The sequence below is a fragment of the Thermodesulforhabdaceae bacterium genome (genome assembly GCA_037482015.1).
In the GTDB taxonomy this organism is placed as follows: Bacteria; Desulfobacterota; Syntrophobacteria; order Syntrophobacterales; family Thermodesulforhabdaceae; genus JAOACS01.
The window spans coordinates 114,471-138,730 of the sequence record JBBFKT010000003.1 but is presented as its reverse complement, the minus strand read 5'-3'; the positions used below and the strand labels follow the sequence as shown (position 1 = coordinate 138,730).

Here is a 24,260-nt window from a genome sequence, read left to right as displayed (position 1 = left end):
GGAATGGAAGTTGTAGTTCGAGCTATTTATCGTTTTGGAAGACTCATAAAATTTAGTCACACAGTTTTTGCGATGCCTTTTGCGCTTTCTTCTGTGGTGCTGGCTCACGTGCATGCTCGCCCCGTCACGTTGAGAACTCTATTCTGGATTCTTCTTGCAATGGTGGGGGCTCGCTCTGCGGCAATGGGCTTTAATCGATGGGCGGATTTACACTTCGATCGACTGAATCCTCGCACTGCTTCAAGACCTTCGGTAACCGGTGAGATTTCTTCTAAGGCTATTCTTTTGCTGGTTGTTGCCTTTTCAGCGCTCTTTGTTTTGAGTGCCTATCAGCTTGGGAAGTTATGCTTTTGGCTTTCCTTTCCGGTTCTTGCCGTGCTTTTTAGTTATTCCTATACAAAGCGTTTTACCGCCTGGAGTCATATTTATCTCGGTTTTGCTATAGGTCTTGCACCTCTTGGTGCCTGGATTGCGGTGGTGGGAACCTGGGACTGGCGAATTGTTCCTCTTTCTCTTGCTCTTCTTACTTACATCGCCGGCTTTGATATTTTATATGCCTGCCAGGATATAGATTTTGACCGTCAAATCGGGCTCTATTCCATACCGGCAAGAATTGGAGTCAGGAAGGCTCTTCTTATTTCATCGATACTTCATTGTGCGACTTTTATCTTTTTGGCGTTGCTTATCCCGCTTTTTGGACTGGGAAAAATCTACGGATTTTTTCTAATCGTAATTGGTCTGCTGCTTGTATGGGAACACAGAATGGTAAAACCTGATGATCTGTCAAAAGTTCCTGTAGCGTTTTTTCATGTAAACAGTCTTGTATCCATTTTTCTCTTTGTGGGTATTGGGGCAGATGTGTTCTTCAGTTTCGCTCGATAAAAATCCAAGACGCATCGGTGCCATGTTTGATCGCATTGCACCGGTTTATGATTTTCTGAATCATCTTTTGTCTTCCGGGATGGATTTGTGGTGGCGTAGAGAAGCCGTAAAGTCTCTTAGGCTTTCTGATGGTGCTTATGTTGTGGATGTGGCTACCGGGACAGGTGATTTGGCTTTTTCGCTCCTTCGTATAAAGCCTTCGGTTAGGGTTATAGGGATCGATATTGCCGAAGCTATGCTAAGGCGAGCGATAATTAAAGGTAGGAATTATAAAGGATATTGGGTTGTTCGAGGGGATGCCCAGTTTCTTCCGGTCAAATCTGACATTGCGGATGCTTTGATGGTTGCCTATGGAATAAGAAATATGCCTGGTGCGCTGGAAGGTAAAGAAGGCTTATCGCCTATTTTGAAAGAATTTCGGCGTGTGCTGAAACGTTCTGGAGAGCTTCTCATACTGGAATTTAGCATACCCCCTAAGCCACTTTTTCGATCGATTTATCTTTTTTATTTTCAGAAAATTCTTCCTTTTATTGGTGGAATTGTTTCCGGCGACAGGGAAGCCTACAGATATCTTCCTACCTCGGTTGAACATTTTATTTCTCCCGCCGATATGGTGCAAGCTCTTGAAGCAGAAAAATTCAGGGTTGAAGAAGTTCACATGTTTCTTGCCGGTGTGTCGTATTTTGTGAGAGCACGAAAAGTCTAGTTTGGCTTTGCGTGAAAATATTGGACTTTCAGAAGGTCTTGAGGAGGTTTGAGTTTTATTCATGATGGATATTAGAGAAATTGTTCCGGTGGGGAAAAGTATTGAGGAAGAAAGCTTCAGGATAATCGATGAAGAAATAGGTTTTCACGGTTTTGACGAACTTCACTGGCCTATAGTGAGAAGAGTTATTCACACGACGGGAGATTTTGAATTTGCAAGGCTTATTCATTTTCATCCTGAAGCTATTAGCTCTTGCAAGAAGGCTTTACGGAGAGGTGCTACCATTTTTGTTGACACTCGTATGATTGCTGCAGGTCTCTCGCCAAGACGACTTGAGAAATTTGGGGTAGAAGTTAAGGTGCCGGTGTCCGATCCTGAAACTCACAGGCTGGCTAAAGAATGGGGTGTTACTCGCTCTGTAGCGGCATTTCGTTCTGTGGGGCGTGAGTTGGATGGATCTATTGTTGCGGTGGGAAATGCTCCGACGGCTCTTATTGAAATTGTTAGGCTTGTTGAAGAAGGAGTTGCTCTTCCGTCTTTAGTAGTAGGTGTTCCTGTGGGTTTTGTGCAGGCTGTTGAGTCTAAGAAGTTGTTGCGGGAAATTTCTTTTGTCCCATCGATTACCGTTGAAGGGAGAAAAGGGGGTAGCCCGGTAGCTGTTGCTATGTTGCATGGGCTTATGGATGTGATAGCTGAGAAATTTTAGCGTTCGTGAATGTTGCTAAGATGTAGTCTTTGTTTATATTTTGAAAATAGAAAGCCTGCATTAAAACTAAGATTTTTTTGAAAACTTAGTTTAAGATGGTGCCTGAGAGGAATGAACACCAGGAATTTACAGATTAAACGAGTGTTCGTCAAAGATGGAAGTGCTGTTGTGGTGTGCGACATCTGCGGTAGAGCAAAAAAGCTCTCAGGCATAAGCCCTCAGATGATGTCCAAGCCTGTTATGGTTACCTGTCCCTGTGGAAACAGCTTCAGGATTGTGATGGATGCCAGAAAGCATTATCGTAAGGCGGTTAACCTGAGGGGGACATTCCGTATAAGCGAAGATGGGCGTGAATACCCAATGATTGTTGAGAATATTTCTTTTAGTGGTATTGGAATTCGATCCCCTTTTGTCGATAAACTTAAAGAAGGGGATCAAGTCGAGGTAAAATTTAATCTTGATGATACGCATAAATCCCTCATTGAAAGGATTGCTGTTGTGAGACATGTTAATAAGCACTTTGCTGGGCTTGAATTCGTGCAAGATAGAAGTTATGATAAGGTGCTTGGTTTTTATTTGATGCAATGAAAAGCTTTGGCTTAGCCCTGGCTCAAACCAGTTAGTTTTTGGGATGGAAGATAAGTTCAAGGTTTTTCTGAACGATGTTGACAATCCCTCCCGGATTGTATAGTGAAAAGCCAAAATATGGTCTATCCTGGTTGTCTGAGTCTTTGGAATGTGGGGATGTAGCTCAGGTGGGAGAGCGCAGCCTTCGCAAGGCTGAGGTCACGGGTTCGAATCCCGTCATCTCCACCAGAAATTAGCAAATACTTGCTGGATTGGAGACATGCAGGAAGAAATACTTAAAGAAATGGAAAAATACCCTGTGCTTACCTTTGCTGATATTATTCGTGCTCTAAGGGCTCACCCAGATTGGTTGGAAGAATTGCGCAAACTTATCCTTACTGAAGAGCTCCTTGCACTACCAAAGAAGTTTGATGAACTTCTAAAACGCGTAGACAGGATAGAAAGAGATGTGGAGGAATTAAAACAAGATGTAGCCATTCTCAAGCAGGATGTAGCTATTCTTAAGCAGGATGTAGCTATTCTTAAGCAGGATGTAGCTATTCTTAAGCAGGATGTGGCTTATCTCAAGGGTGAATTCGGGAGATTTAAGGGGAAAGACTTTGAACGAACAATAAGAGAGCGTTACTACGCTTACTTTGGAAAATTGCTAAGAAAAACCAGACTAATTCCGATAGAAGAACTCTTACCTAGAATTGATGAACTCGAAGAAAGTGGAATTATCACAGAAGAAGAACGTTTGAGCGTTTTACAGGTGGACATTGTTTTAAGAGGTGAAATCAAGTCGACTAAGAAAAGAGTAGTGCTTGCGGTAGAAGTGTCGTACAGCCTTTTTGAAAATGATCTGGATAGGGCTACAGAACGAGCTAGCATTCTTGCTCATGTTCTCGGCGAAGAAGTTATTCCTTGTGTGGTTGCGGTCGAAGTTAAGGAAGATGTAGAAAAGAAAGCGGATGAGCAGGGAATTTTAATAGTGAAAACGGATTATTAGCCCTTGATGAATTTTAGGATTGGCTTTTTGGGGATAATTTCGTTGTTATTTGGGCGATACAGTAAAATGATTAACCACGCCAAGATACAATCAAAAGGCAACCCATGAGGTTGCCTCAATTGTTATTACACTGGGAATTTCACCATGAAAAATGAATTAGAACTTCGACATTTGATGGTTACTATAGGACAGCGACTTTACGCCAAGGGATTGGTTAGTGCAACAGACGGCAATATGAGTTGTAAACTTGGAGATAATCGCCTTTTGGTAACTCCGTCCGGTGTTTCCAAGGGGTTTCTGTCAGAAGATGATTTGATAGTAGTTGACAGCAACGGCCAGATTATAGAAGGAAAGGGCAAACCTTCTTCGGAAATTCGACTTCATCTTCTTGTGTATGCTTTAAGAAAAGATATTGATGCTGTAATTCATGCTCATCCGCCAATTCTTACAGCTATTACTCTGGCAAAACTTCCCTTTGATGCGGCACTTCTCCCCGAACTCTGGCTGACTGTAAAATCAATCCCTATTGCTCCCTATGCTACCCCATCAACGACGGATCTACCTGAATCTGTAGCACCTTTTATTCCAAACCACAACGCAATACTTCTTGAACGCCATGGCTCTTTAACCATGGCGTCCGATCTGGAGCGAGCTTTTTTTATACTTGAAAAACTTGAACATGCAGCTCTTATATTTATACTTTCCTTTATCCTTTCCGGAGGTAAAATTCCTCAACCTCTCTCGCCAGAAGATTTGGCTCGCCTTTCTAGCGTTTTCCACGCTGTCCATTCTAGGACTTCCTGATAATTATACGCGCATCGACCACCGCATAGCCTTCGGGATAAGCTATGAGTGGATTGATGTCTATAGTAACAATTTCAGGGTGTTCTTCCATAAGTCTGGCGAGCGTTTCCAATCCGTCTATAATGGCTTTCTTATCGAGAGGTTCTCTATTCCGAATGCCAGCAAAGAAAGCGGATGCTTTAGTCTCGCTTATTATGTCGTCGATATCTCTTCGGCTTGCGGGAAGGAGCCTTATAGAAACATCCTGGAAAAGTTCAACATAAAGACCACCCAGTCCAAAGAGAATTACCGTTCCGAAATCGGGCGTTCTGTGTGCGCCCATTATAAACTCTTGTCCCCGCTCAGCCATAGGCATTATGACCACACCGGGAAAAGGGAGGGATGGAAAGACCTGAGAAAACCTTTCGCGTATCTGCTCAAAAGCGCGGCGCACCCCCGTAGCCGATTGAACATTAAGAATTACTCCACCAACATCGGTTTTATGGGCTACAAGAGCTGAATCGATCTTAACCGCAACAGGAAATCCCATGAGATGAGCTATATGCACTGCTTTACCTGCGCTTTCGGCATGTTGAAAATGGACGCATGGAAAGCCTGCCTCCTTCAGAAATGTAAGAGCTTGCGAAGGTGTTAGAAGCTCTGAATTATCCGGGAGAGAGTCTAATTTGGGCATAGAGTAAGGAAGTTCCTTTTTGCCTTTCTTATCGGGCGGGACAAGTTGGGCTATGGCGTGCACTCCCCGTTCTGGAGTAGGGAACACAGGTATGCCTATCTGATGCATTTTCTGTTTCTCTGCTTCTTCTACATCAGCTCCTCCAAGGAATATTACTAGTTCATTACTGGATGGATTTACGACATCTGAAGCCCCTACCACTGGATCACCAAAGATTACTCCCACAATGTCGTAGGAACTGCGAACTATTCTTATCACTTCTCCAAACATAGCTGCCGTGGCATCGCCCGTGAGATCAAGCGGATTGGAGCAGATAGCATGGGGGGGAATAATAGGTTTAAGTTGTATGGCCAGATCTTCAGGAAGAGAAGCTACATCGAGGCCTTCCCTTTCCGCTTGATCCGTGGCAAGAATACCAGCTCCACCAGATGTGGTAACGAAGAATATCTTATTACCACTGGGCTTGGGGAGATAGGCAAAGGCTTTAGCAAGATCGTAGAATTCTTCTATTGTGTCAGCACGATGTATCTGATACTTTCGGCACAGAGCATTGTAAAGGGCGTCATCGCCTGCAAGTGATCTTGTATGGGATTCGGCGGCTTTTATTCCTTTGGGAGTTCTACCAGATTTTAGGAGCACAATGGGTTTTTGAACCGATTCAAGAACTTGTTTGAAGGCTTCGGGATTTTTAAGCCCTTCAATGTAGAGCGCTATAACGGCAGTTTTGTCGTCCTTTCCAAAATAGGCTACGAGATCTGTTTCATCAATATCGCATCGGTTACCAAGACTTACAAAAGCGGAAACTCCTAAACCTTCTCTAGAAAACCAATCCATCATAGCGGCTCCCACCGTGCCGCTCTGACTTATAACTGCCACGCGACCCTTTGCGGTAAGAAGAGGCCAGGATGCACAAATGGGAAGGTAAGGTATGTTAATTCCCTGACAGTTAGGTCCAAGTAGCCTGATGTCGTTTTGTTTAGCTATATTGACGATTTCTTGCTGGAGCTTTTCTCCTTGAGGCCCTGCTTCCGCAAATCCGCCGGTGATAATTACAGCAGCTTTTATTCTTTTTTCTCCACATTCGCTTATAACCTGAGGTACCGCTGGTGCTGGCACGACAACTACAGCCATGTCTATGGAGTCAGGCACATCGGCTACACTTTTAAAACACCTTAGATTTAAAATTTCCGGAGCCTTTGGATTGATAGGATAGATGGCTCCTTGGAATCCGCTGTCAACGATATTTTTCAGTATAGTATGCCCAAGTTTTGCCGGGTTATCGGATGCACCAATTACAGCTACACTTCTTGGTTGAAAAAGTCCTTTCAGGGCATCCGTCATGGTTGTTACCCTCCATGGTGTTAGTGTTAGTGAAACAAAGGTAATTTCTTAAACATGACTTTTAAGCCGTAGGAGCAGAGGAGAAATTGCTCCTACGGAAGATTGTTAAATATGAAGCAGAGAAAATTGTCTTGAGAACGTGATTACCAGGAGCGGGAGATGGTAATATCAGGAAGTACTTTTTGCCTGAGCCTTTTGTGCAACACGCTGGTTGAATTTTTCGGCGTTAATTATGAATCGCTGGTGAGTTGCTTCACCGATTTTTTCTACTTCATCAAAGGCTTCAACGTGGAAAATGAGTTGTTTACCTTTGACTTCCTTGAGAGTAGCTTTCGCTGTTACAGTCATGCCAAGAGGTGTTGGTGCCAGGTGTTTCAGGTCCATTGCGGCTCCTACAGATTGTTCACCTTCTTCGAGATGAGGCTGTATCAGTTCGGCGCAAACCTGTTCCATGAGTCCCCCTAAAAATGGGGTGGCAAAAACGTTTGGTAGATGAGGGAAAAACTTTTGAGCTGAATGTTCCTGGGAAGTTTTAAGGGATACTTCGTGAGTTAAACCCTCTTTAAGGGATGGAAGAGCCATAACACCTCCTTTTGTTTGAGGGTTAGCGGGTGAAAAGTGTAAAATAAGTCGTTTTTTGGCAAAAAGCTCACATATTATCTTTATGCAAAATTGTACCGTCTTTCAATTACAAAAAACTATAATACTGGAATTGTTTTTGCTGAAATAGTATAAAATGAATTCAGTTGAAAATTCTCACCTAAAATACGATGGAGGAGATGGCGATGGATCAAGTATTTAAGTTGCCTCAGGAATGGTTTGATGAAGGTAAAGAATGGCTTGCTAAAGGGAATTTTGACGAAGCTTGTCGATCTTTTGAACAAGCTTTAGAACTGGATCCTTATTATACTCAGGCTCTTTGCGGACTTAGTAAGGTCTTGTGGCAGAAAGGAAAATACAGAGAAGCAGTTGAGAAGATCAATGAAGCTCTTATGATCGATCCTGACGATCCGGAAGTCATTGAACAATGTGCGAATATTTTTATGACAGTTGGTCAGAAGGATAACGCTTTAGATGTGCTTAAGGCATATCTTGCTCGTAACCCCTGGGACGATGAAATTAGAGAACGTCTGAAAGAATTTGAAAACATCCCCGTTGAAATTTGCTCTCCTTCCGTGGAAACATTGTCGAAGCCCCAGGAAGTTACTCACGATGATAACATGTCGGATCTGTTGGTAAAAGAAGGGGAATCTCAGTATGAAAAGGGCAAGGTGGACAGAGCAAAAATGTGTTTTGAGATGGCTCTTGAACATAACCCTCGTCACGCTCGAGCTCACAACAACCTGGGAGTGATACTATGGGAGTCGGGAGATCTTATGGGGGCTCTGGATCATTTTCAGCAAGCTTTTCACGAAACCCCTTTCGATCAGGATGTCGTATTCAATTCCTTCAATGCTCTTATTGCTGCCGGTTTTCTGGAAGATGCCCGTGATCTTATGAAGCTTCACATACAGCATAATCCTTTCAACGAGGAGGCCTGGAGGCTTTATGATGATGTGTCTGCACTCCTTTCCAGAATTTCGTGGAGTGGGGAAGGACTTTCGCCAGAAGTTGGGGAAATCTACATTTCCATGGGGAAGAAACTTTTCAAGGCACAGGATTTTTACGGGGCGGCGGAAGCTCTGCATAAAGCTTTGACAATTCTTCCTGGTCATCCTAAGGCTCTTAAAAGACTTGCAAGGATTCATAGAGATCTTGGACATGTGAATGAAGCCCTGGATCTTTACCGTGATGCGCTGGCTTCTGATAACTCCAGTGACAAGCTTGCCATTGAGTATGCTGAGTATCTTGTAGAATTAGGACAGAGAGAGGATGCCATTAGATTTTTGGAAGACAGAGTTCTTAATTATCCAAGTGATACTTTGGCTGAAAAGATAAAATCGTTAAAGGAATAAGAAGATGGGGTATAAAAGCTAAATTGACGTGTAATGTTGGAAAAATTTTTGGTGTTTGAGGTGTGTTCAACTATAATTATTTTTGTAGAGAATTTGAAATCTTACTTGAGGTAATAGAAAAATCTAGCATGCAGATTACAACCTTTAACGACATAGTAAGAGCCTTGAGGGAGCGGCCTGAATGGCGTGATGAAATGCGGCGGCTTATTCTTACAGACGAACTTTTGATGCTCCCTCAGAAATTCGAGCATTTTGTCGAAAAAGAATTCAAGCCTCTGGCAGCTCATGTAGATAAACTCACCGTGGACGTATACGTTATTAAAGAGGATGTTAGAGTTCTTAAGAATAAAACAGTTGTTTTGGAACAAGATGTATCTACTCTGAAACAAGATGTGGGGGTCCTCAAGCAAGACGTAGCTATTCTCAAACAAGACGTAGCTATTCTCAAGCAAGATGTGGAAATTCTCAAACGTGATGTTGCTGCTCTCAAGGAAGAGATTGAAAAAATCAAGAAAGAGCTGGCAATTCTTAAACAGGATGTTGCAGATCTTAAAGGCGAGATGTTTGAGATGAAAGTCAGATTTAGAGCGCCAGCATATTTTGGGCGACTTATTAGAAGGTGCAGGTTGATTAGCATAGAAGATCTTGCTGAAGTGCTGGAAGATGCAGTTGATAAGGGTTTGATTAGTGAAAGCGAAAAGCAGGAAGGTCTTCTTTTGGATGGTGTTGTTAGAGGAATTACGAAAGATCTCCAAGCTAAAGAGGTGCTTTTAGCTTTCGAAGTGTCTATTACTGTTGATCTAAAAGATGTAGAACGAGCATCGGTAAGAGCTGATATTATAGCTAGGACTTATGGGATTGAAACTATTGGAGTAGTCCTTGGTAAAGAAGTTAACCCCCAGGCGTCGGACTTGGCCGATCAACTGGGGGTTATAGTTCTATAGCTCGTCTTTTGCCGCAATTTAATTTACGGTGGGTAAGTCTTCCAATTAAGCAAATTATTAGCGAACAAAGCCTCTAATGATTTTGTCGCTTTCGAGATATTTGGGCTTCATATACTCCCCAGCAAGGCGCACATAGTGCTTTGCAGTCTCAATAATTCGATCCACTTCTTCGTCAGATAGCTGTTTCTGAACTTTTCCGGGAATCCCCATTACGAGAGAGCGTTCAGGTACTTCCGTTTCTGGTGGAACTACCGCACCGGCTGCTACAATTGAGTGTTTGCCTATTTTGGCACCATCCAGAATAATTGCCCCCATTCCTATAAGGCATTCATCACCTATGGTGCATCCATGAATTACGGCTCTGTGACCGACTGTGACTCGATTTCCAATATAAAGTGGAAAAGTATCGGTGGTAACGTGAAGCATTGAATGATCCTGAATGTTTGTTTCTTCACCTATCCTTATGAAATTTACATCGCCTCTCACAATGGTATAAAACCATATGCTTGATTTTGAACCAACTACCACATCTCCTATGACTATGGCGCCCGGTGCAATGTAAACGTCATCGGCAATTTGGGGATAAACGCCTTTAAAGCTCAATACACCTTCCATAAAGATATTTCCTCCAGATTTTTTATTATCTGTTGCCGTTAATTCCCAGAACTTCCGCTATTTTTTTCGCCGCCGCTTCTATGAACTGACGAAATTCTTCTTTATCAAGGACTTTACCTGCGCTGGGTGTTGGCACTCCTTCTGGAAGTTTTACAATGATAGGTCGGTTCTGAAGTTCAGTCTTTGGAACCACATTGTATTCTGGTTCAAAGGTATTGGTGAAATATTTTTCCTGAAAAACAGAAAACTTAAGTGCATGAGCGGTGGCATCTAATACAGCTCGGTTGACTCGGCGAGGAAGCGTTCCCGTTTCCGTTAACTTCTTTATTCCTGCAAGACACTCTCCCCCTTGAGTACAGGCTATATGGCCGTTTCGGTTTGCTGTGAGCATGGAATCCATAATTTCCTGTTCCGAAACCTCAACAGTCAGGAACCCTTCCTCAGAACCGTAGGTTTCTCTGTAGCGTTCCACTAATTCTATGACCCTGGGCATAGACACAGGGTTTCCAATCATGGCTGCCTGAGCCACGCTTGGCTTCACTGAAACCGGTTGGAAAACTCGTTTTTCTCGGCTTTTTTCAAGGTAGTATAGATACACCGGGTTGGCATGTTCAGACTGAACACCTATTATAGTAGGAAGGCGTGTTATGATTCCTATATCGTAAAGCTTGAGAAATCCATTTATAATTGCTGTGATATTTCCGGCGTTACCAATAGGAGCAACAACTGCGAGTCCATCCATATTGTAGTCAAACTGCTGAGCAATTTCGAAGCTGTAAGACTCCTGCCCCAGAATGCGCCATGCATTTTTAGAATTCATAAGTGCTACAGGGTAATGTTCAGAAAGATATTCAACAACCTTCATAGCGTCATCGAATACACCCGGTAGCTCAATTACAGTGGCACCGCTTCCAAGAGGCTGCCCAAGCTGTTGTGGTGTTACTTTGCCTTGAGGAAGGAGCACAACAGAGCGAACATCTTCCACAAGGTAAGATGCATACAAAGCTGCTGCGGCAGATGTGTCTCCGGTAGAAGCGCAAATAGCAAGAACGTTGGTTAGCCCCTGAGTTTTAATTAAATGACGAAGATAGCTAAAAGCGCTTGCCATACCTCGATCTTTGAAGGACGCACTGGGGTTTTGTCCATCGTTTTTGAACCAGAACGGAAGCCCAACCCAATCCATCAGGCGACTGTTGGCTGCTACAATGGGAGTATGGCCCTCCCCTAGATAGACAATGTGCTCCAGTGGCAGTATAGACCCAAGAAGCTCATGAAAGCGATAAATGCCCTTTAGAGCTGGTTCCGTAATCATGCTTCTGTAATCGAAGATCTGACGCCACTTTGATCCTGGAATAGCTTTTAATCTATCCCATTGTCTATCCTCGATCATTAGCACTCCGCGACATTCTGGACATACATATAAAAGCTTTTCAACACCGTATTCTCTACTACAGCCAAGACATCGGTAAAAATATTCCCCTTCGGGTTTTGGAATTATGTAAGATCTTATTTCTTCTGGAAAATCCTTAAGTTTCATATTCACCCACCTTCTCCTTTAGGGTCTTATTCTGCTTCTTTTCACAGTTTATAAAATTTGAAACATTCGGAATCCTAACTTCTTTCAAGCCTATTACTTCCATAGAATACATTAGTTACTTCCTGTAGCTAAGAAGCATGCTATCGGTTCAATTCTATTATTCGAGATATGCCTAGCGGCGCTTCGGCTTCCCCTCGGCAGGCATACCAGCACTCCGTGCATTCAGTTAAAGACACATCTTTTATATTTATTTCCTCCCAATTGCCCAGGAACTCTTTTTCAGAACATCTTCTTATGCGACCATCGGGACTAACATGAAACCACTTTTTGCCAGCTAAACATCCTTTGATGCCACCGTTTCGAACGTAAGAAACAATCATCTTAAGATAGAAGTCGGAATTGGTAATGTTTCGATAGGTTCGCTTTAGCATTAGCAACTGTTCCACCGTCTTTTCTATGTTGTGGATTTCACCAGGATCCAGTTTGTGATCAAAATTTTGGTTTTTATACGGATTGTAGGTACTAAATGAAACCTTCCAGCCATGTTTGTAAGCAAATTTAACAATAGCAGGCAGATCTTTCAGATTTTCTTGCATTATAACCGTGTTGAAAGTCAGGTTGTCGATACCTGTTCGTGGCAATTCAGTTGATAGGAGTCTTATATGTTCCCAGAGACCTTTTATGCCTCTTTGTTCATCATGGCGTTCATCCGGAAAGTCAAGAGAAATAGAGACTTGAGTAAGTCCTGCTTGCCACAAAGAAAGAGCACGGTCGGGGGTCATCAGAATACCGTTAGAGATGCAATTTATATAAAGAAAGCTATTTTTTTCAACAATTTGTCGTATAATGTATTTAAGATCGCGACGCAAAAGAGGTTCTCCACCAGTTAGGGTTACACTGAGTGGTCTGAATTTGCGCACGATAGGCGAGTAATCGCTTAGCTCTTCCCGTTCTTGCCGTTCTTTCCAGTAGTTGCAGAAAGAACATCTGGCGTTGCAACGGCGAGTAACTTCAATGTGCATGCTAAATAGGGAAAGTCCGAACTTCATGGAAAAAAATTTAGCACTTCCTTCAATAACTTCTCTTAATCCTATTTTTTTCGTTATCATGTGATCGAATCCTTGAATTGGATTTTCCAGGGTATTTTGGTATAAATAATTTGTTAGCTGGAATCAATCGAAAACGGGTTTTCAGGAGCGCTTTAGATTTATGATTGATACTTACGAAATTTATGAAGAACTGCTTTCTAGTCTGGGCGACGCTCCCGCAAGGTCTATTGCTAAGGTCGTGGGTAGAGTCTATCGAGATCTGAGCCAGGCTGTTACAAGAGACGATTTTAACAAACTTGTTGCAGTGGTGGGGGAACTTGCAGAGGCTCAGAAGCGGACAGAACAGCGTCTCGAAGAACTTGCAGAAGTTCAAAGAAAAACAGAAGAAAGGTTGGATCGACTCTCTCAGCGAGTGGAAGAACTTGCGGAGGCACAAAGGAAAACAGAAGAACGGCTTGATCGACTTTCCCAGCGAATGGAAGAACTTGCAGAAGCTCAAAGGAAAACAGAAGAAAGGTTGGATCGACTCTCTCAGCGAGTGGAAGAACTTGCGGAGGCACAAAGGAAAACAGAAGAACGGCTTGATCGACTTTCCCAGCGAATGGAAGAACTTGCAGAAGCTCAAAGGAAAACAGAAGAAAGGTTGGATCGACTCTCTCAGCGAGTGGAAGAACTTGCGGAGGCTCAGAAACGGACAGAACAGCGTCTCGAGGAACTTGCGGAAGCCCAGAAGAAGACAGAGGAGCGGCTTGATCGACTTTCCCAGCGAGTGGAAGAACTTGCGGAGGCTCAGAAACGAACAGAACAACGTCTTGAAGAACTTGCAGAAGCTCAAAAGCTGACAGAACAGCGCCTCGAAGAGCTTGCGGAAGCCCAGAAAAAGACAGAAAAACGACTTGATATCCTCACCGCAAGAGTGGAATTCATTCACAAGCGAGTTGAAGATCTTTCCGATTCCGTAGGCTATTCAATTGAGAACAGAGCTTACCAGGCTCTACCACCCCTTCTTGAGAAATATGGCATCGTAGTTCAAGGGGAACTGATCAGGTGCTATATTGGTGAACATCAGATTAATGTCTTTGGCAAGGCTCGTCGTGGGGATAAAGAAGTTACAATTTTAGGAGAATGCAAGACCAGGCTTTCAAGAAAAGAAATCAGCCGGTTTGATAGAATTATCGGTCGTCTTCAGAAAGAGGGAAAGATCGTAGGGGATGTTGTCCCTATTTTCATAGCTCACGACTTTCCACCTGAAGTTGAAGCTTATCTCAAGAAGAGAGAGGCTATTTATTTCTGGTCATACCAGTTCAAATGAAGATGCTCGAAAATTCTCGCTTATTTAAGTGTGGACACGTTGCAAAGTGACTATACATGTGGTAACCCATCAGGGTTTTTATCGCAATCTTTTGTTTTGAACAGCCTTACAGTTAAGAGCAGCATTTGGTAGGGAAAGATCCGGAGCATAAAATGAGCCTAAGAGCCTTTGTAACTGGAGCAACGGGTTTTATCGGCAGTCATGTGGTAGAAGTTCTTTTGAAAAATGGCTGGCAGGTGACAGCGCTAAGTCGCTGTAACTGTCTCCCAGGCTTCCTGCACTTTGATGGTGTCAGGTGGGTTCAGGGAGATTTGCAGGATATTTCCTGTCTTTATCGTTTCATGGATGGTTGTGATGCAGTATTTCATGTTGCCGCAGATTACCGACTCTGGAGCCGAAACCCCGAGGAGATCTATCGCTCAAACATTGATGGGACAAGGAATGTAATGAAAACGGCGCTGGATGTTGGAGTTCCAAAAGTAGTTTATACAAGCAGTGTTGGAGCTCTGGGATTAAAAAAAGACGGCACTCCCGCGGATGAAACGACCCCTGTAACCATCAAAGATATGGTTGGACATTATAAAAGATCCAAATATCTGGCAGAACGCGTGGTGGAAGACTTTATTGCTAAAGGGCTTCCCGCTGTAATTGTTAATCCTTCTACGCCTGTTGGTCCTCGTGATCATAAACCTACTCCAACAGGAAAAATCATTGTAGATTTTCTCAACGGTCGCATGCCCGCCTATGTCGATACTGGACTTAATTTTATTCATGTATCCGATGTGGCCCTGGGGCATCTTCTGGCTTATCATCGCGGTAGAATTGGAGAAAAATACATTCTTGGGGCTCACAATGTGACTTTACGAGATTTTTTTAACCTGCTTTCTCAAATTACGGGCATACCCGCTCCCAAAATTAAATTCCCCCTGACTCCGATTATTCTCCTTGCTACACTTTCAGAAGGTCTTTCTCGCCTTACCGGTTCCCCTCCCGCCATTCCTCTTGAAGGAGTAAAAATGAGCCGTCATTTTATGTATTTTTCGGCTGATAAAGCAGTAAGGGAATTAGGGTTGCCTCAACAGCCTCTAGAAAAGGCAGTTCGTGACGCAGTAGCATGGTATATTGAAAACGGATATTGCAAAAAACCGATAGGGAGAAAAATTCTATGAAGTTTCCTCTCGATCTTGCACTCGCTATGACTTCTTATCTTATAAAGCAGCGGCTTAACAGAGTCGAACGTTATCCGCTTGTTCTTATGCTTGAACCGACCCATAGGTGCAATCTGCAATGCGCTGGCTGTGGCCGAATTCGAGAATACAAAGATACCCTTGATAGAGAAATGACCCTGGAGGAGTGTCTCGAAGCAGTCGACGTAACCGTAACCCCCGTTGTTACCATAACAGGTGGAGAGCCGCTACTTTACAGTCGGGTTTTAGAACTTGTAGAGGCAGTTCTTAAGCGAGGACGCTTTATATTTTTTTGCACAAATGGCTTGCTTCTTGAGGAAGCTCTTCCTCGCTTTAAGCCTCATCCTCACTTTTACTGGAATATTCATTTTGACGGCACAGCTTCAGTGCATGATGAAATTATAGGCAGAAAGGGTGGCTTTGATAAGGCATTGCGAGCTCTACGCTTAGCAAAACAGAAAGGTTTTCAGGTGACGACAAACACCACGGTTTACAAAGAAACCGACATAAAAGACCTGGAAAAGCTCTTTGAAATTCTCACCGCCGAAGACGTAAACGGTATTCTTGTTGCTCCAGGATTCAGCTACGTAGAGGTTAAAAAATCCGGTGAAGATCATTTCTTGGATCGTCAGGAAATCACTTCACGTTTCAAAATCATCAAGACGTGGCAGAAGCGTTTTCCCATCATGAGCAATCCTCTTTATATGGACTTCTGTGCCGGCGAGCTTTCTCTTAAATGCACCCCCTGGGGAAATCCCACCAGGAACCCACTGGGCTGGAAATCGCCCTGCTATCTCATTACGGATCGACATTACAATACTTATCAGGAATTTATGGAAAAGACTGACTGGGACTATTATGCTTCCGGGAAAGACCCTCGATGTCAGCAATGCATGGTTCATTGCGGCTATGAACCTACGGTTGTAAGAACCATGAATCTTAAAGGAATACTTCGCATGATTAAATGGAACCTCGGTTTATAGCTCCAGCCGTATGAACACCGTAACCGATTTTATTCATCTGCTCTGGAATACGATTTTATTTCGTCCTTATGTTTTTATTTTTCTGGGATTTTACATACTTTCCGCTTCTCTATTTTTTGGCGTGAAAAGAACCCTTGCCTTTATACCTCTGGGATATTCAGTTGCCTGGGTATCAGAATGGTGTTCGACTCACTACGGAATTCCCTACGGCTTCTATCGTTACATTCCCGACACGATTCATAAGGAACTGTGGGTAGGGGGTGTTCCTTTCATGGATTCTCTTTCTTACGTTTTTCTGAGTTATGCCGCCTATGGAACAACTTTCTTTTTGTTTTTGCGGTATAAGTTGCCTATAGAAAGTTTTTCATCATGGCGGTTTACTTTTCTGGGAGCATTCCTTCTCATTGTTCTGGATATAATCATTGATCCTGTTGCACTTAGAGGCGATGAATGGTTTCTCGGGAAAATTTACGAATATCCTTCGGGAGGGATCTATTTCGGTGTGCCTCTTTCGAACTTTGGGGGATGGTTTCTTGTGGGTATTGTGCTTATGCGTTTTCTTCAGTGGTTTGGAAAGCCCCGACTTGCTTTTCCACCCCGTAATTCAGGGCTTTTCCTGGCTGTAGGACTTTACATTGCCGTGCTTATTTTCAATCTTTCTGTGACGGCTTACATTGGAGCCTGGCAATTGCTTGCAGCTGATATGGTTGTGCTCTCTTTGAGCTTTCTTATATGCCGCAAGGTTTTACTTTACTGGTCTTCCCACACAGCAATAAGAGATCTTTCATGAGGAACAAATCGTGAAAATCCCCGTTTTTCAAAGTCTTTCCAGACCCAGTGTGATCTGTGATTTTCCAGTGGATTATCCGGAACATTCTGAGGACCCCATATTTGGGGAACGCTAACGATCACCTTACGAGAGATCCTTTTGAGTTCTTCTAAGAATAAGTCTCCATCTTGTTTCTCTAGATGTTCCAGTATAGCCACAGCTAGAGCCAGGTCATAACTTTTCTCACGGATTTTTGGGAGTATATCCAGTGCATCTCCCACCATAATTCTGTCATAAGCCCAGCGAGGAATGAAATCCAGGTATGGTCTGAATCCCTCTATGGCATCTATTCTTATGTCCCAGAGGGATGAAAGAAGTTTTTTCAGGAAGTTTTTTTCGTCGTCATACATTTCCAGATAAATTCGAATCATGAAGCCATAAACTCCAATGCCGCATCCCACATCAATAATTGATCTTGGCTTTTGGTTCTTGATTTCATAAATGATAGCTGGAAGCTGTTCTAGATTACTATAAGGCATCTTTCCTGTACTCCCATTGCCAGGCGTTTTTGGTTACGGTACATTTTCTAAATTCATCTCTGCTTATTTCAGGTGTTCCATTAAACCATATATCACAGTCGCCACATAAAGGCACTTTATGATAAAGTTTCTTCTTATGCATTTGCCTTGCCCATTGAAAACGCTTACCCCTCCAGACTCCAGCAACTCCTTCTTTTTCAACATCTCCCATGCATCCTTCATTGAACCAGTCTTCACAACACAATCCCACTTTGCCATCCCAATAAATAACCATCATGAAAAAAAGCATAGGGCAGGGGATTCTTTGTGCTTCGGGTGTAACCAGAGGACTACGTCTGCTTCCCATAGGTCGGCATGGCGAAATCGAGACTCGATCTACCAGAGGAAGCCAGAAATCCACAAAGTCATCAACCTGTTGCCACATTTCTTCCTGGACCGTCATGTTTACATGAGTTACGATGCCAGTTCCAATTTCTTTAGTTATTTCAAGAAAATTCATTGCATTTTTCAAAACTGTCTCCAGGTCGGCACCTTTTCGATATCTTTCAAACAGGTCTGGACTGTTGCCATCTATGCTGAAGCTTACCCATTTGAGTCCGCTTTCTATAAGTTTTCTGGATATTTCCGGAGTAAGCAACATGGCATTTGTTAGAAATCCGATGTTTAAATTGGGATAGCAATTCGCTCTAGCCACCACTTCAGGCACTTCTTTATAAAGAAGTGGTTCGCCAGCCCCATGAAGAGCCACTGTAATGGGTTGTTCGGATAAGCCCAATTCATCTATTATTTTGAAAGCAAGCTCTTTTTTCATGAAACCTTTTTTCCTTGGAGGTTTGCCATCAACAAGGCACGGCGAAAAGGGACTGTGAAAAGTGCACATAATACAGCGAAGGTTGCAGTGGTTGGTAAGTTCAAGATATACCATCTGAGGCATTGGAGTAAGTATTGGCGATGATATAACATCTTTCTCTGCATCTCCAGTTTTCGCCCATTTTTCCAGAAAGTGTTTTATCTGATTGAATATTTTGCTTTTCATATTAAGTCTTACCCGGCTATTTCCCATAGGTGCTCCAGGTAACAACTTCCAATTTCTCCATGAACTTTTTCGAGCTGGAAATTATCTATTCTTTTTTCGTCGTATATCATAAGCCCTTCGCTATCCAGTATTCGTGCCTGAGCGTAATAATGTCCTCCAATAATGGGTGCTTTGGGGAATCGTAAAATTAAAGTCTGGCTTCCTGCAAGAGGCGACATGCCATCAAAATGAGTTGCCGCAACATAAATGCCCCAACCGGTAGGAGATTTTATAGAAACAGAAACATGATATTTTGCGGTTTCTACAGCCGATTTAGTTTTTATGTAAAAGACTATATCAGATCCACGCCTGAGGGGCTGGTGATTTTCAATGTAGAAATCAATTATTTTAACCGGAGCGGTTGATAACGTTCTGGGCTTTTCCGCCTCCTCCTGCTTTCTTCGTTCTCTTTCCAGGAGTTCCCACTCATAGGCTGCTACCACTTCCTCAGGGTCGCCGTCCATCCATATAGAACCGTCCTTTATCCAGATTACTCTATCACTGACTCTTGTTACCTGGTATAACGCGTGAGAGCAGAAGAGAAGAGTGCCTCCTGACTTCCTGTATTCGGTAATTTTGTCTATACATTTTTTCTGGAAATACACATCTCCCACTGCCAGGGCTTCATCAATGATCATAATTTCCGGATCAAGGCAGGCTACGACTGAAAAGGCAAGACGCATGACCATACCGGAAGAATAGGTTTTAACAGGCTGTTCAATGAAGCTTCCCAACTCTGCAAATTCCATAATCTCGGGAAGTTTTTCCTCTATGTAGGAAAGACTGTATCCCAGAATCTGAGCATACTGGATGACATTTTCTCGTCCTGTGAGTTCAGGGTGGAAACCTATACCGAGCTCCAGTATTGCCAGAACTTTGCCGCTAACTTCCACAGTTCCAGAGGTGGGTTTGAGAGTTCCTGCGATAATCTGGAGTAGAGTGCTCTTTCCGGCTCCGTTATCTCCAATAATGCCAAGAGATTCTCCTTTTTTCAGTTCAAGGGAAATGTTTTTTAGAGCGTAGAAAAGCTTATGGTAGGGCTGTCTAAATATGATTTCCTTTAAACGGTCAGATGGTTTGGCATAAAGCCTGTAAGCTTTGGAAACATTGATTAGAGTAAGAATAGCTTTCTCTTTCATCTCAGTATGCGTTCAAAAAATGTTGCGTATTGCTTCGAAATAAGCTCAATGTCGTAATATCTTGATCTTTCAATAGACTTTTCGGAAAAGTATCGCCATAGAGAAAGATCTTCAAACATTTCCAGCAAACCAAGACCCATTTCTTCCTCTGATTTTACAAGTAATCCATATTTTCCCCCATCTAAAACTTCACCAGGACCGTGGGGGCAGTCATAAGCTATTACAGGAAGTCCGGTTGCCATGGCTTCCACAAGAGTGTAGCCAAATTCTTCAGAAATACAAGCATGAACAAAAACATGACCTTCCAGGAGATAGGTAAAAACATCTTCTTTATAGCCTGTCCATTCAACCTTATCGCTTATGCCAATGTCTTGACTATACCGAAAATAATGATCTTTGTATGGACCATCACCCACAAGAATAAGCCTTGCGTTACTTTTCTCCTTCGAAAAGATAGAAAAGGCTTTCATGATGAAATCAATTCGCTTCTCCAGAGATATTCTTCCCACCCAAATTACCCTTGGAGCAGACCGGCTTGAAATTCTTGTTCTTGTGACTTCTTTCCAATCCATAGGAGGCAAAGGAACCCCATTAGGAATAACAACACCTTTTCTAGGATTTACGAAAAAGTGAGAACAGTAGTCTTTAAGCGATCCCCAGGATGGGGTCAAGAAATAATCTGATAAGGCGAAAGCGGTTAAAAAAAAATTCTATACTTCAAACGCTTATAACGTTCAGGCACAAAGTTTCGGAGATAGCTCACAGCAGAACCCCTGGGGCTTGCTATGTAGGTATATCTATACTGGGAAAAAAATCTCACAAGTGATGTTAAAAAACACCCGTAGGGCATCATTGCCAAAACTACTTGAGGTTTTATGATCTTTATTATTCTGGCGAGTTTTCTAATGTCTTTTACTATGTCTGACCATGTGCCAAACCATCCGCTAAAAGAATCAATCATAAGAGATGTTTTGCTCTTTGCAGCATTTTGGAATCTCTCTTGATTGGTCGTAAGAGCTACTCTAAAAGAGTTTTTCGAAAGTGCCTCGACAATGTTTAAAGTGGTTTTTTCTGCTCCTCCCCATCCCACAGTTGGATGGACTATCAAAACATCATATCCCATTTTTTGTGACCCACTTTTAGAGACCCTGAGAGGAACCCCATTTAAGGTTTTCTCTCAGGATCATTTTAACAGTTTCAAACATTTCTTGGGAATTAGTAAAAAGCAGCGCCCGTTTCGAAAAATTTCAGATAGTACTCTTTATACCATTCGTCGTATATAAAAAGCCACCGTTCTTCTAGTTCTTGGGTAGTTTCGGGAACGGAAGCTTCTAACTGCTTTATCTTTGTTTTCGGCACAGAATATTTCACCTTGACCTTTATAGTCCCGATATTTCCTTCAACTTTGACGCCCGTAATTTTGAATTCGTGATATTTTACAAGCCCATGCTTAGTAATAAATTCCTCAACACTCATTTTAGACCGCAAGAATGGGTCGTAGTATTTATAAGCTTCTTTCAGATCACCTTTAACCATAGCCGTCCAGAAAAGGGATGCTCTTTGTTCCAGAAGTTTTGACTTTTTCGGAGAGCCTAAGTCATTCACAAGGGATGTTGGTTTTGCTCCCGGCACTGAAGCACAACCACTGGCGAGGAAAGCCAGGAATATAAATATCGTTAAAATTTTTAGCAGATTTTTCATGATACTTTCTCCTCGATTACTTATCGATCTTGAATTCGATAATTACAGGATAAGCCACATCCATGCTATCGTCTTTAAACCGGTGGCATAGCAGGTAGTATTTGTCTTTGAGAGACACAAGATTATTAACATCCCAGTGAAGCACCGTATTGAATTTTCCTGGTTCTTCCAGGGGAATATCTTCTTTCTGCCAGGTAATTCCCCCATCTTTAGAGTAATTCATGTAAATGTTGGATCTTATGTTTCTATAATCTGTCCAGGCTACGACTAAATCTTTTCCTCGAGCTGCTATATTAGGAAGGTTTGCTCTGGTGTGACTGTAAGGATAATGACGTAGATGAATGAGATTTGAAAAAGTTTTTCCGCCATCGTGAGAATAGAGAAGGTAAACAGTATCTTTCCTCTTCTTTACATCTTCCTGCTCCTCTTTTTTATCCTTATCCTTCTCAGCTACTTTTATATCAACTCCACTTATGGCAAGATAAACACTCTGTCCCTCACCACCAGATACTGCCTGCATCCCCGTAAGATCTAGACCTCTTGTGACTTCCAAAGCTTTCCTTTCCCAGGTCTTACCTTCATCGTCGGAATAAGCCATTTCGGTGACAGGCGTTCCTTCATAAGAATTGAACCAGAACACCATAATCCTGTTTCCTACCTTAAGGGGTCTTATGTATAGGGAAACGACACCGACTTTTCCAAGGGAAACCGGTTCTTCCCATCCCTTTCCAGTATCCTTTCGGAAAATCATCTCCCTTCCATTTTCATTGACGACCTCCGTGAACATATAGGAGTTGCCCTTTTCATCTACTAAAAGGCTCGGGTAGAGGGAAGCTCTGCTCTGAGGTGTCAGGTCTAGAGTTTTGGTAAAGCTTTTTCCGAAATCTTTTGAATCGGCTGAGTAGATGGAGTATCTTCTTCCTTTGGAATCGGCTTTTTCTCCATACCATACGATCTTTACAAGCCCCTTTTCTGTGGCTCCCAGTTTAATTCGTGTAAGGGGTTGGCTATCTTTGTCCACCACAATGGGACTGCTTAAAGACAAGTCTTTTAGATTAAGGCTCCGGAAAACAAGGCTTTTATCGTCCGATTTTTCTCTCCATACAAAGTAGATGTAATCCTTTTGAAAAGCCCATATGCTTCCTGAAGCGTTGGGTTTGCCGCTATCATTTATCACGAAGTCTTTATCTTTTGATTTAAGGGATTTGGCAATTATGGCATTTTCTGCTGTGGTAAAATGGATCCATATATTTTCATCAGGGGAAATACTAATATATCGTGGTTTCTGAAGATCTAACTTATACTTTTCAAAACTCTCTTCGTTAAACTCCAGTGCAAAAGAAACTGTTGTCGCTGCAATTATAAATAAAGAGGCTATTGTTATTAAAATAGTGGATCTTAAAAATCTTGCCATGGAACACCTCTCTTTATAAATTTGGGGCAAAAAAAAGGTAGCCATAAAGGCTACCTTTTAGATATCGCGTTTATTAGAGACCAACCATTACCTTACATGAGCTCTTAGCCAGATGAAGTTGTTGATGGCACCTCTTACAGAATTTCCGTCGAAGGTTGTAGTACCGATATTGTATTCAAGCTTTCCAACAGTAGCTTGATCTGTGGGCGTTCCAAGCAGACTAGACCCTGTTAGGACCCTAAGATTTGCCCAGCCGGGACCTGCGGTATTATTGAATATAATCCAAGCGCCGCTACTTACGAAGTGATCTAAGGTGGAAGCATCCGTACAAACAATGTCTTTTACTTGATCGAAGCTTATGCAGTTTTCGTCAAGATCAAACATTCCACCGAAACCAGGGTAGCAATAAAGCTGAACCTTTACGGAGTAGCTCCCCCACCACTGATCCGCTATTTCTTCATTGGCGATAGGCGTCACGAACATCTTGGTGGTGAAGGTCTTTGGAGGCATGAAGACAACTCTGGCGAACTCAACATCATCTGCCACACCATCCATCGTATCTCCATTCAGAACCTCTCCAAAAGAGTCAGACGGTATAAGACCAGCACTATCAGATTCATTATCAGAAAAGTCTCTCCAACTTGTTACATTAGCTTCTCTTCGTGGATTGTAAGCGGCATAACCCCAAGCAGCACCATTGGCAATGTCAACAACCATAGCTTCACCATAGAGGGTTCCATCGGGAGTTTCATAACCAAGGCCACATTGTTCTGTTGTATACATTTCGTTGTCTACTATCAAGAAAGCTCTCCTTGGCCCATCTACGGGGAGAGCAAAGGATGTTCCCTGAACGGTGGTGTATTTGGTGCCTTTCACTGTAGTATCTCCAAAGAGGGGAGAACCACCGTTGAAGTTACCAGCAGCATCAAAAACCACTACGTCATTGAAGCTGGTAGGAGCACAAAAATCAACTTCTTCGCATTTTTCTGTCTGACCATTAGCAGTAGTTTTCTTATATTCGTATATGAGATGATATCTAATCTTAGCACTGCCTGGATCGTATGTATTCACAAGCGAAATAACCGTCGATATATCTTTATCTTTCACCACCCAGGGAAACAAAATTGAATCTGCTTGCGCAGACAAAGACGCAGTAAGCACAAAACCTACTGCAAGTGCTAAAACCATCCACTTCTTCATGATCTCCTCCTTCTTAACTTAAGACCTTGTTGAAATAACCTCTGACAATTACAAACCCCATAAAAACCTGATCTCACCCAAACCCTTTCCTCCTCGCTCTACCACCCCCTTCGCTTTTTAGTTGATTACCATGCCTTTCTGCTCTGTTTCCTT

At 42.7% G+C, this 24,260-nt stretch carries 25 protein-coding genes and 1 tRNA gene; 13 read left to right on the top strand and 13 right to left on the bottom strand.

The genetic code is table 11. The features are described from left to right. The first annotated feature begins 3 nt into the window (after window positions 1–3). From WHS38_06055 to WHS38_06025, 7 genes are all read left to right on the top strand, one after another. On the top strand, window positions 4–882 hold the full coding sequence (locus WHS38_06055) for a UbiA-like polyprenyltransferase (protein MEJ5300535.1): 879 nt from the start codon (window positions 4–6) through the stop codon (window positions 880–882). Next, window positions 857–1,588, top strand: coding sequence for a ubiquinone/menaquinone biosynthesis methyltransferase (locus tag WHS38_06050; GenBank protein ID MEJ5300534.1), 732 nt, complete (start codon window positions 857–859; stop codon window positions 1,586–1,588). The genes WHS38_06055 and WHS38_06050 overlap by 26 nt, the downstream gene beginning before the upstream one ends. A gap of 61 nt (window positions 1,589–1,649) precedes the next feature. Then, the gene (locus WHS38_06045) at window positions 1,650–2,294 is read left to right on the top strand and encodes a precorrin-8X methylmutase (GenBank protein ID MEJ5300533.1); all 645 of its coding nucleotides are present in this window, start codon (window positions 1,650–1,652) and stop codon (window positions 2,292–2,294) included. 111 nt (window positions 2,295–2,405) lie between these two features. Next, window positions 2,406–2,882, top strand: a complete 477-nt coding sequence (locus tag WHS38_06040) for a PilZ domain-containing protein (GenBank protein MEJ5300532.1) — start codon at window positions 2,406–2,408, stop codon at window positions 2,880–2,882. A 152-nt stretch (window positions 2,883–3,034) separates the two neighbouring features. Beyond that, window positions 3,035–3,110: transfer RNA gene (locus WHS38_06035), tRNA-Ala, on the top strand. 31 nt (window positions 3,111–3,141) lie between these two features. After that, entirely contained in the window at window positions 3,142–3,870 is a 729-nt protein-coding gene (locus WHS38_06030; protein ID MEJ5300531.1) for a hypothetical protein, read from the top strand. Window positions 3,871–4,014: 144 nt separating this feature from the next. Then, window positions 4,015–4,674, top strand: coding sequence for a class II aldolase/adducin family protein (locus WHS38_06025; protein ID MEJ5300530.1), 660 nt, complete (start codon window positions 4,015–4,017; stop codon window positions 4,672–4,674). On the opposite strand, the gene WHS38_06020 is transcribed toward WHS38_06025, so the two are convergent. After that, window positions 4,661–6,688, bottom strand: a complete 2,028-nt coding sequence (locus tag WHS38_06020) for an acetate--CoA ligase family protein (GenBank protein MEJ5300529.1) — start codon at window positions 6,686–6,688, stop codon at window positions 4,661–4,663. The genes WHS38_06025 and WHS38_06020 overlap by 14 nt on opposite strands. Window positions 6,689–6,856: 168 nt before the next feature. After that, the gene (locus tag WHS38_06015) at window positions 6,857–7,270 is read right to left on the bottom strand and encodes a thioesterase family protein (protein ID MEJ5300528.1); all 414 of its coding nucleotides are present in this window, start codon (window positions 7,268–7,270) and stop codon (window positions 6,857–6,859) included. A gap of 203 nt (window positions 7,271–7,473) precedes the next feature. Here WHS38_06015 and WHS38_06010 point away from each other — a divergent pair, with 203 nt between their 5' ends. Then, the gene (locus WHS38_06010) at window positions 7,474–8,643 is read left to right on the top strand and encodes a tetratricopeptide repeat protein (protein MEJ5300527.1); all 1,170 of its coding nucleotides are present in this window, start codon (window positions 7,474–7,476) and stop codon (window positions 8,641–8,643) included. 62 nt (window positions 8,644–8,705) lie between these two features. Beyond that, entirely contained in the window at window positions 8,706–9,587 is an 882-nt protein-coding gene (locus tag WHS38_06005) for a hypothetical protein (protein MEJ5300526.1), read from the top strand. Window positions 9,588–9,644: 57 nt separating this feature from the next. Here the strand turns inward: WHS38_06005 and WHS38_06000 are convergent, their stop codons facing one another. From WHS38_06000 to WHS38_05990, 3 genes are all read right to left on the bottom strand, one after another. Next, window positions 9,645–10,202 carry a gamma carbonic anhydrase family protein gene (locus WHS38_06000; GenBank protein MEJ5300525.1) on the bottom strand — a complete coding sequence of 186 codons (558 nt, stop codon included), beginning with the start codon at window positions 10,200–10,202 and terminating at the stop codon, window positions 9,645–9,647. Between the two features lie 25 nt (window positions 10,203–10,227). Beyond that, a complete protein-coding gene (thrC, locus tag WHS38_05995; protein MEJ5300524.1) occupies window positions 10,228–11,739 on the bottom strand; it encodes a threonine synthase in 1,512 nt (503 codons plus the stop codon). Between the two features lie 140 nt (window positions 11,740–11,879). Next, window positions 11,880–12,848, bottom strand: coding sequence for a radical SAM protein (locus WHS38_05990; protein ID MEJ5300523.1), 969 nt, complete (start codon window positions 12,846–12,848; stop codon window positions 11,880–11,882). Between the two features lie 100 nt (window positions 12,849–12,948). On the opposite strand from WHS38_05990, the gene WHS38_05985 reads away from it, so the two are divergent. The 4 genes from WHS38_05985 to WHS38_05970 all read left to right on the top strand — a co-directional run bounded on the left by WHS38_05985 (window position 12,949) and on the right by WHS38_05970 (window position 17,060). Next, a complete protein-coding gene (locus tag WHS38_05985) occupies window positions 12,949–14,100 on the top strand; it encodes a hypothetical protein (protein MEJ5300522.1) in 1,152 nt (383 codons plus the stop codon). A gap of 152 nt (window positions 14,101–14,252) precedes the next feature. Next, window positions 14,253–15,269 carry a hopanoid-associated sugar epimerase gene (hpnA, locus tag WHS38_05980; protein MEJ5300521.1) on the top strand — a complete coding sequence of 339 codons (1,017 nt, stop codon included), beginning with the start codon at window positions 14,253–14,255 and terminating at the stop codon, window positions 15,267–15,269. Next, a complete protein-coding gene (gene hpnH / locus WHS38_05975) occupies window positions 15,266–16,270 on the top strand; it encodes an adenosyl-hopene transferase HpnH (protein MEJ5300520.1) in 1,005 nt (334 codons plus the stop codon). Before hpnA ends, hpnH begins: the two co-directional genes overlap by 4 nt. 10 nt (window positions 16,271–16,280) lie before the next feature. Continuing rightward, a complete protein-coding gene (locus WHS38_05970; protein MEJ5300519.1) occupies window positions 16,281–17,060 on the top strand; it encodes a carotenoid biosynthesis protein in 780 nt (259 codons plus the stop codon). Here WHS38_05970 and WHS38_05965 read toward each other — a convergent pair. The 8 genes from WHS38_05965 to WHS38_05930 form a co-directional block, all read right to left on the bottom strand. Continuing rightward, a complete protein-coding gene (locus tag WHS38_05965; protein ID MEJ5300518.1) occupies window positions 17,021–17,578 on the bottom strand; it encodes a class I SAM-dependent methyltransferase in 558 nt (185 codons plus the stop codon). The two genes, WHS38_05970 and WHS38_05965, sit on opposite strands and share 40 nt — an antisense overlap. Next, entirely contained in the window at window positions 17,568–18,641 is a 1,074-nt protein-coding gene (locus WHS38_05960) for a radical SAM/SPASM domain-containing protein (protein MEJ5300517.1), read from the bottom strand. The genes WHS38_05965 and WHS38_05960 overlap by 11 nt, the downstream gene beginning before the upstream one ends. Next, window positions 18,623–19,792 carry an ABC transporter ATP-binding protein gene (locus WHS38_05955; protein ID MEJ5300516.1) on the bottom strand — a complete coding sequence of 390 codons (1,170 nt, stop codon included), beginning with the start codon at window positions 19,790–19,792 and terminating at the stop codon, window positions 18,623–18,625. Before WHS38_05955 ends, WHS38_05960 begins: the two co-directional genes overlap by 19 nt. Next, window positions 19,789–20,364 carry a glycosyltransferase gene (locus tag WHS38_05950; protein ID MEJ5300515.1) on the bottom strand — a complete coding sequence of 192 codons (576 nt, stop codon included), beginning with the start codon at window positions 20,362–20,364 and terminating at the stop codon, window positions 19,789–19,791. Before WHS38_05950 ends, WHS38_05955 begins: the two co-directional genes overlap by 4 nt. A gap of 125 nt (window positions 20,365–20,489) precedes the next feature. Beyond that, window positions 20,490–20,915: a hypothetical protein gene (locus tag WHS38_05945; GenBank protein ID MEJ5300514.1), complete on the bottom strand. Its 426-nt coding sequence runs from the start codon at window positions 20,913–20,915 to the stop codon at window positions 20,490–20,492. Window positions 20,916–21,007: 92 nt separating this feature from the next. Continuing rightward, window positions 21,008–21,493: a hypothetical protein gene (locus tag WHS38_05940; protein ID MEJ5300513.1), complete on the bottom strand. Its 486-nt coding sequence runs from the start codon at window positions 21,491–21,493 to the stop codon at window positions 21,008–21,010. A 16-nt stretch (window positions 21,494–21,509) separates the two neighbouring features. Further along, entirely contained in the window at window positions 21,510–22,907 is a 1,398-nt protein-coding gene (locus WHS38_05935) for a sialidase family protein (GenBank protein MEJ5300512.1), read from the bottom strand. An 87-nt stretch (window positions 22,908–22,994) separates the two neighbouring features. Further along, window positions 22,995–24,107, bottom strand: coding sequence for a hypothetical protein (locus WHS38_05930; protein MEJ5300511.1), 1,113 nt, complete (start codon window positions 24,105–24,107; stop codon window positions 22,995–22,997). Between the last annotated feature and the right edge of the window lie 153 nt (window positions 24,108–24,260).

Excerpts from the sequence above, each read along its gene's own strand:
- WHS38_06025 (MEJ5300530.1), top strand. The coding sequence starts at position 4,015 with ATGAAAAATGAATTAGAACTTCGACATTTGATGGTTACTATAGGACAG.
- WHS38_06020 (MEJ5300529.1), bottom strand. The coding sequence starts at position 6,688 with ATGACGGATGCCCTGAAAGGACTTTTTCAACCAAGAAGTGTAGCTGTA.
- WHS38_06050 (MEJ5300534.1), top strand. The coding sequence starts at position 857 with ATGTGTTCTTCAGTTTCGCTCGATAAAAATCCAAGACGCATCGGTGCC.
- WHS38_05990 (MEJ5300523.1), bottom strand. The coding sequence starts at position 12,848 with ATGATAACGAAAAAAATAGGATTAAGAGAAGTTATTGAAGGAAGTGCT.
- hpnH (MEJ5300520.1), top strand. The coding sequence starts at position 15,266 with ATGAAGTTTCCTCTCGATCTTGCACTCGCTATGACTTCTTATCTTATA.
- thrC (MEJ5300524.1), bottom strand. The coding sequence starts at position 11,739 with ATGAAACTTAAGGATTTTCCAGAAGAAATAAGATCTTACATAATTCCA.
- WHS38_05950 (MEJ5300515.1), bottom strand. The coding sequence starts at position 20,364 with ATGGATTGGAAAGAAGTCACAAGAACAAGAATTTCAAGCCGGTCTGCT.
- WHS38_06055 (MEJ5300535.1), top strand. The coding sequence starts at position 4 with ATGGAAGTTGTAGTTCGAGCTATTTATCGTTTTGGAAGACTCATAAAA.
- WHS38_06030 (MEJ5300531.1), top strand. The coding sequence starts at position 3,142 with ATGCAGGAAGAAATACTTAAAGAAATGGAAAAATACCCTGTGCTTACC.
- WHS38_06045 (MEJ5300533.1), top strand. The coding sequence starts at position 1,650 with ATGATGGATATTAGAGAAATTGTTCCGGTGGGGAAAAGTATTGAGGAA.
- WHS38_05945 (MEJ5300514.1), bottom strand. The coding sequence starts at position 20,915 with ATGGGATATGATGTTTTGATAGTCCATCCAACTGTGGGATGGGGAGGA.
- WHS38_05985 (MEJ5300522.1), top strand. The coding sequence starts at position 12,949 with ATGATTGATACTTACGAAATTTATGAAGAACTGCTTTCTAGTCTGGGC.
- WHS38_05935 (MEJ5300512.1), bottom strand. The coding sequence starts at position 22,907 with ATGGCAAGATTTTTAAGATCCACTATTTTAATAACAATAGCCTCTTTA.
- WHS38_05930 (MEJ5300511.1), bottom strand. The coding sequence starts at position 24,107 with ATGAAGAAGTGGATGGTTTTAGCACTTGCAGTAGGTTTTGTGCTTACT.
- WHS38_05960 (MEJ5300517.1), bottom strand. The coding sequence starts at position 18,641 with ATGGGAAATAGCCGGGTAAGACTTAATATGAAAAGCAAAATATTCAAT.
- WHS38_05955 (MEJ5300516.1), bottom strand. The coding sequence starts at position 19,792 with ATGAAAGAGAAAGCTATTCTTACTCTAATCAATGTTTCCAAAGCTTAC.
- WHS38_05940 (MEJ5300513.1), bottom strand. The coding sequence starts at position 21,493 with ATGAAAAATCTGCTAAAAATTTTAACGATATTTATATTCCTGGCTTTC.
- WHS38_06015 (MEJ5300528.1), bottom strand. The coding sequence starts at position 7,270 with ATGGCTCTTCCATCCCTTAAAGAGGGTTTAACTCACGAAGTATCCCTT.
- WHS38_06000 (MEJ5300525.1), bottom strand. The coding sequence starts at position 10,202 with ATGGAAGGTGTATTGAGCTTTAAAGGCGTTTATCCCCAAATTGCCGAT.
- hpnA (MEJ5300521.1), top strand. The coding sequence starts at position 14,253 with ATGAGCCTAAGAGCCTTTGTAACTGGAGCAACGGGTTTTATCGGCAGT.
- WHS38_06040 (MEJ5300532.1), top strand. The coding sequence starts at position 2,406 with ATGAACACCAGGAATTTACAGATTAAACGAGTGTTCGTCAAAGATGGA.
- WHS38_05965 (MEJ5300518.1), bottom strand. The coding sequence starts at position 17,578 with ATGCCTTATAGTAATCTAGAACAGCTTCCAGCTATCATTTATGAAATC.
- WHS38_05970 (MEJ5300519.1), top strand. The coding sequence starts at position 16,281 with ATGAACACCGTAACCGATTTTATTCATCTGCTCTGGAATACGATTTTA.
- WHS38_06010 (MEJ5300527.1), top strand. The coding sequence starts at position 7,474 with ATGGATCAAGTATTTAAGTTGCCTCAGGAATGGTTTGATGAAGGTAAA.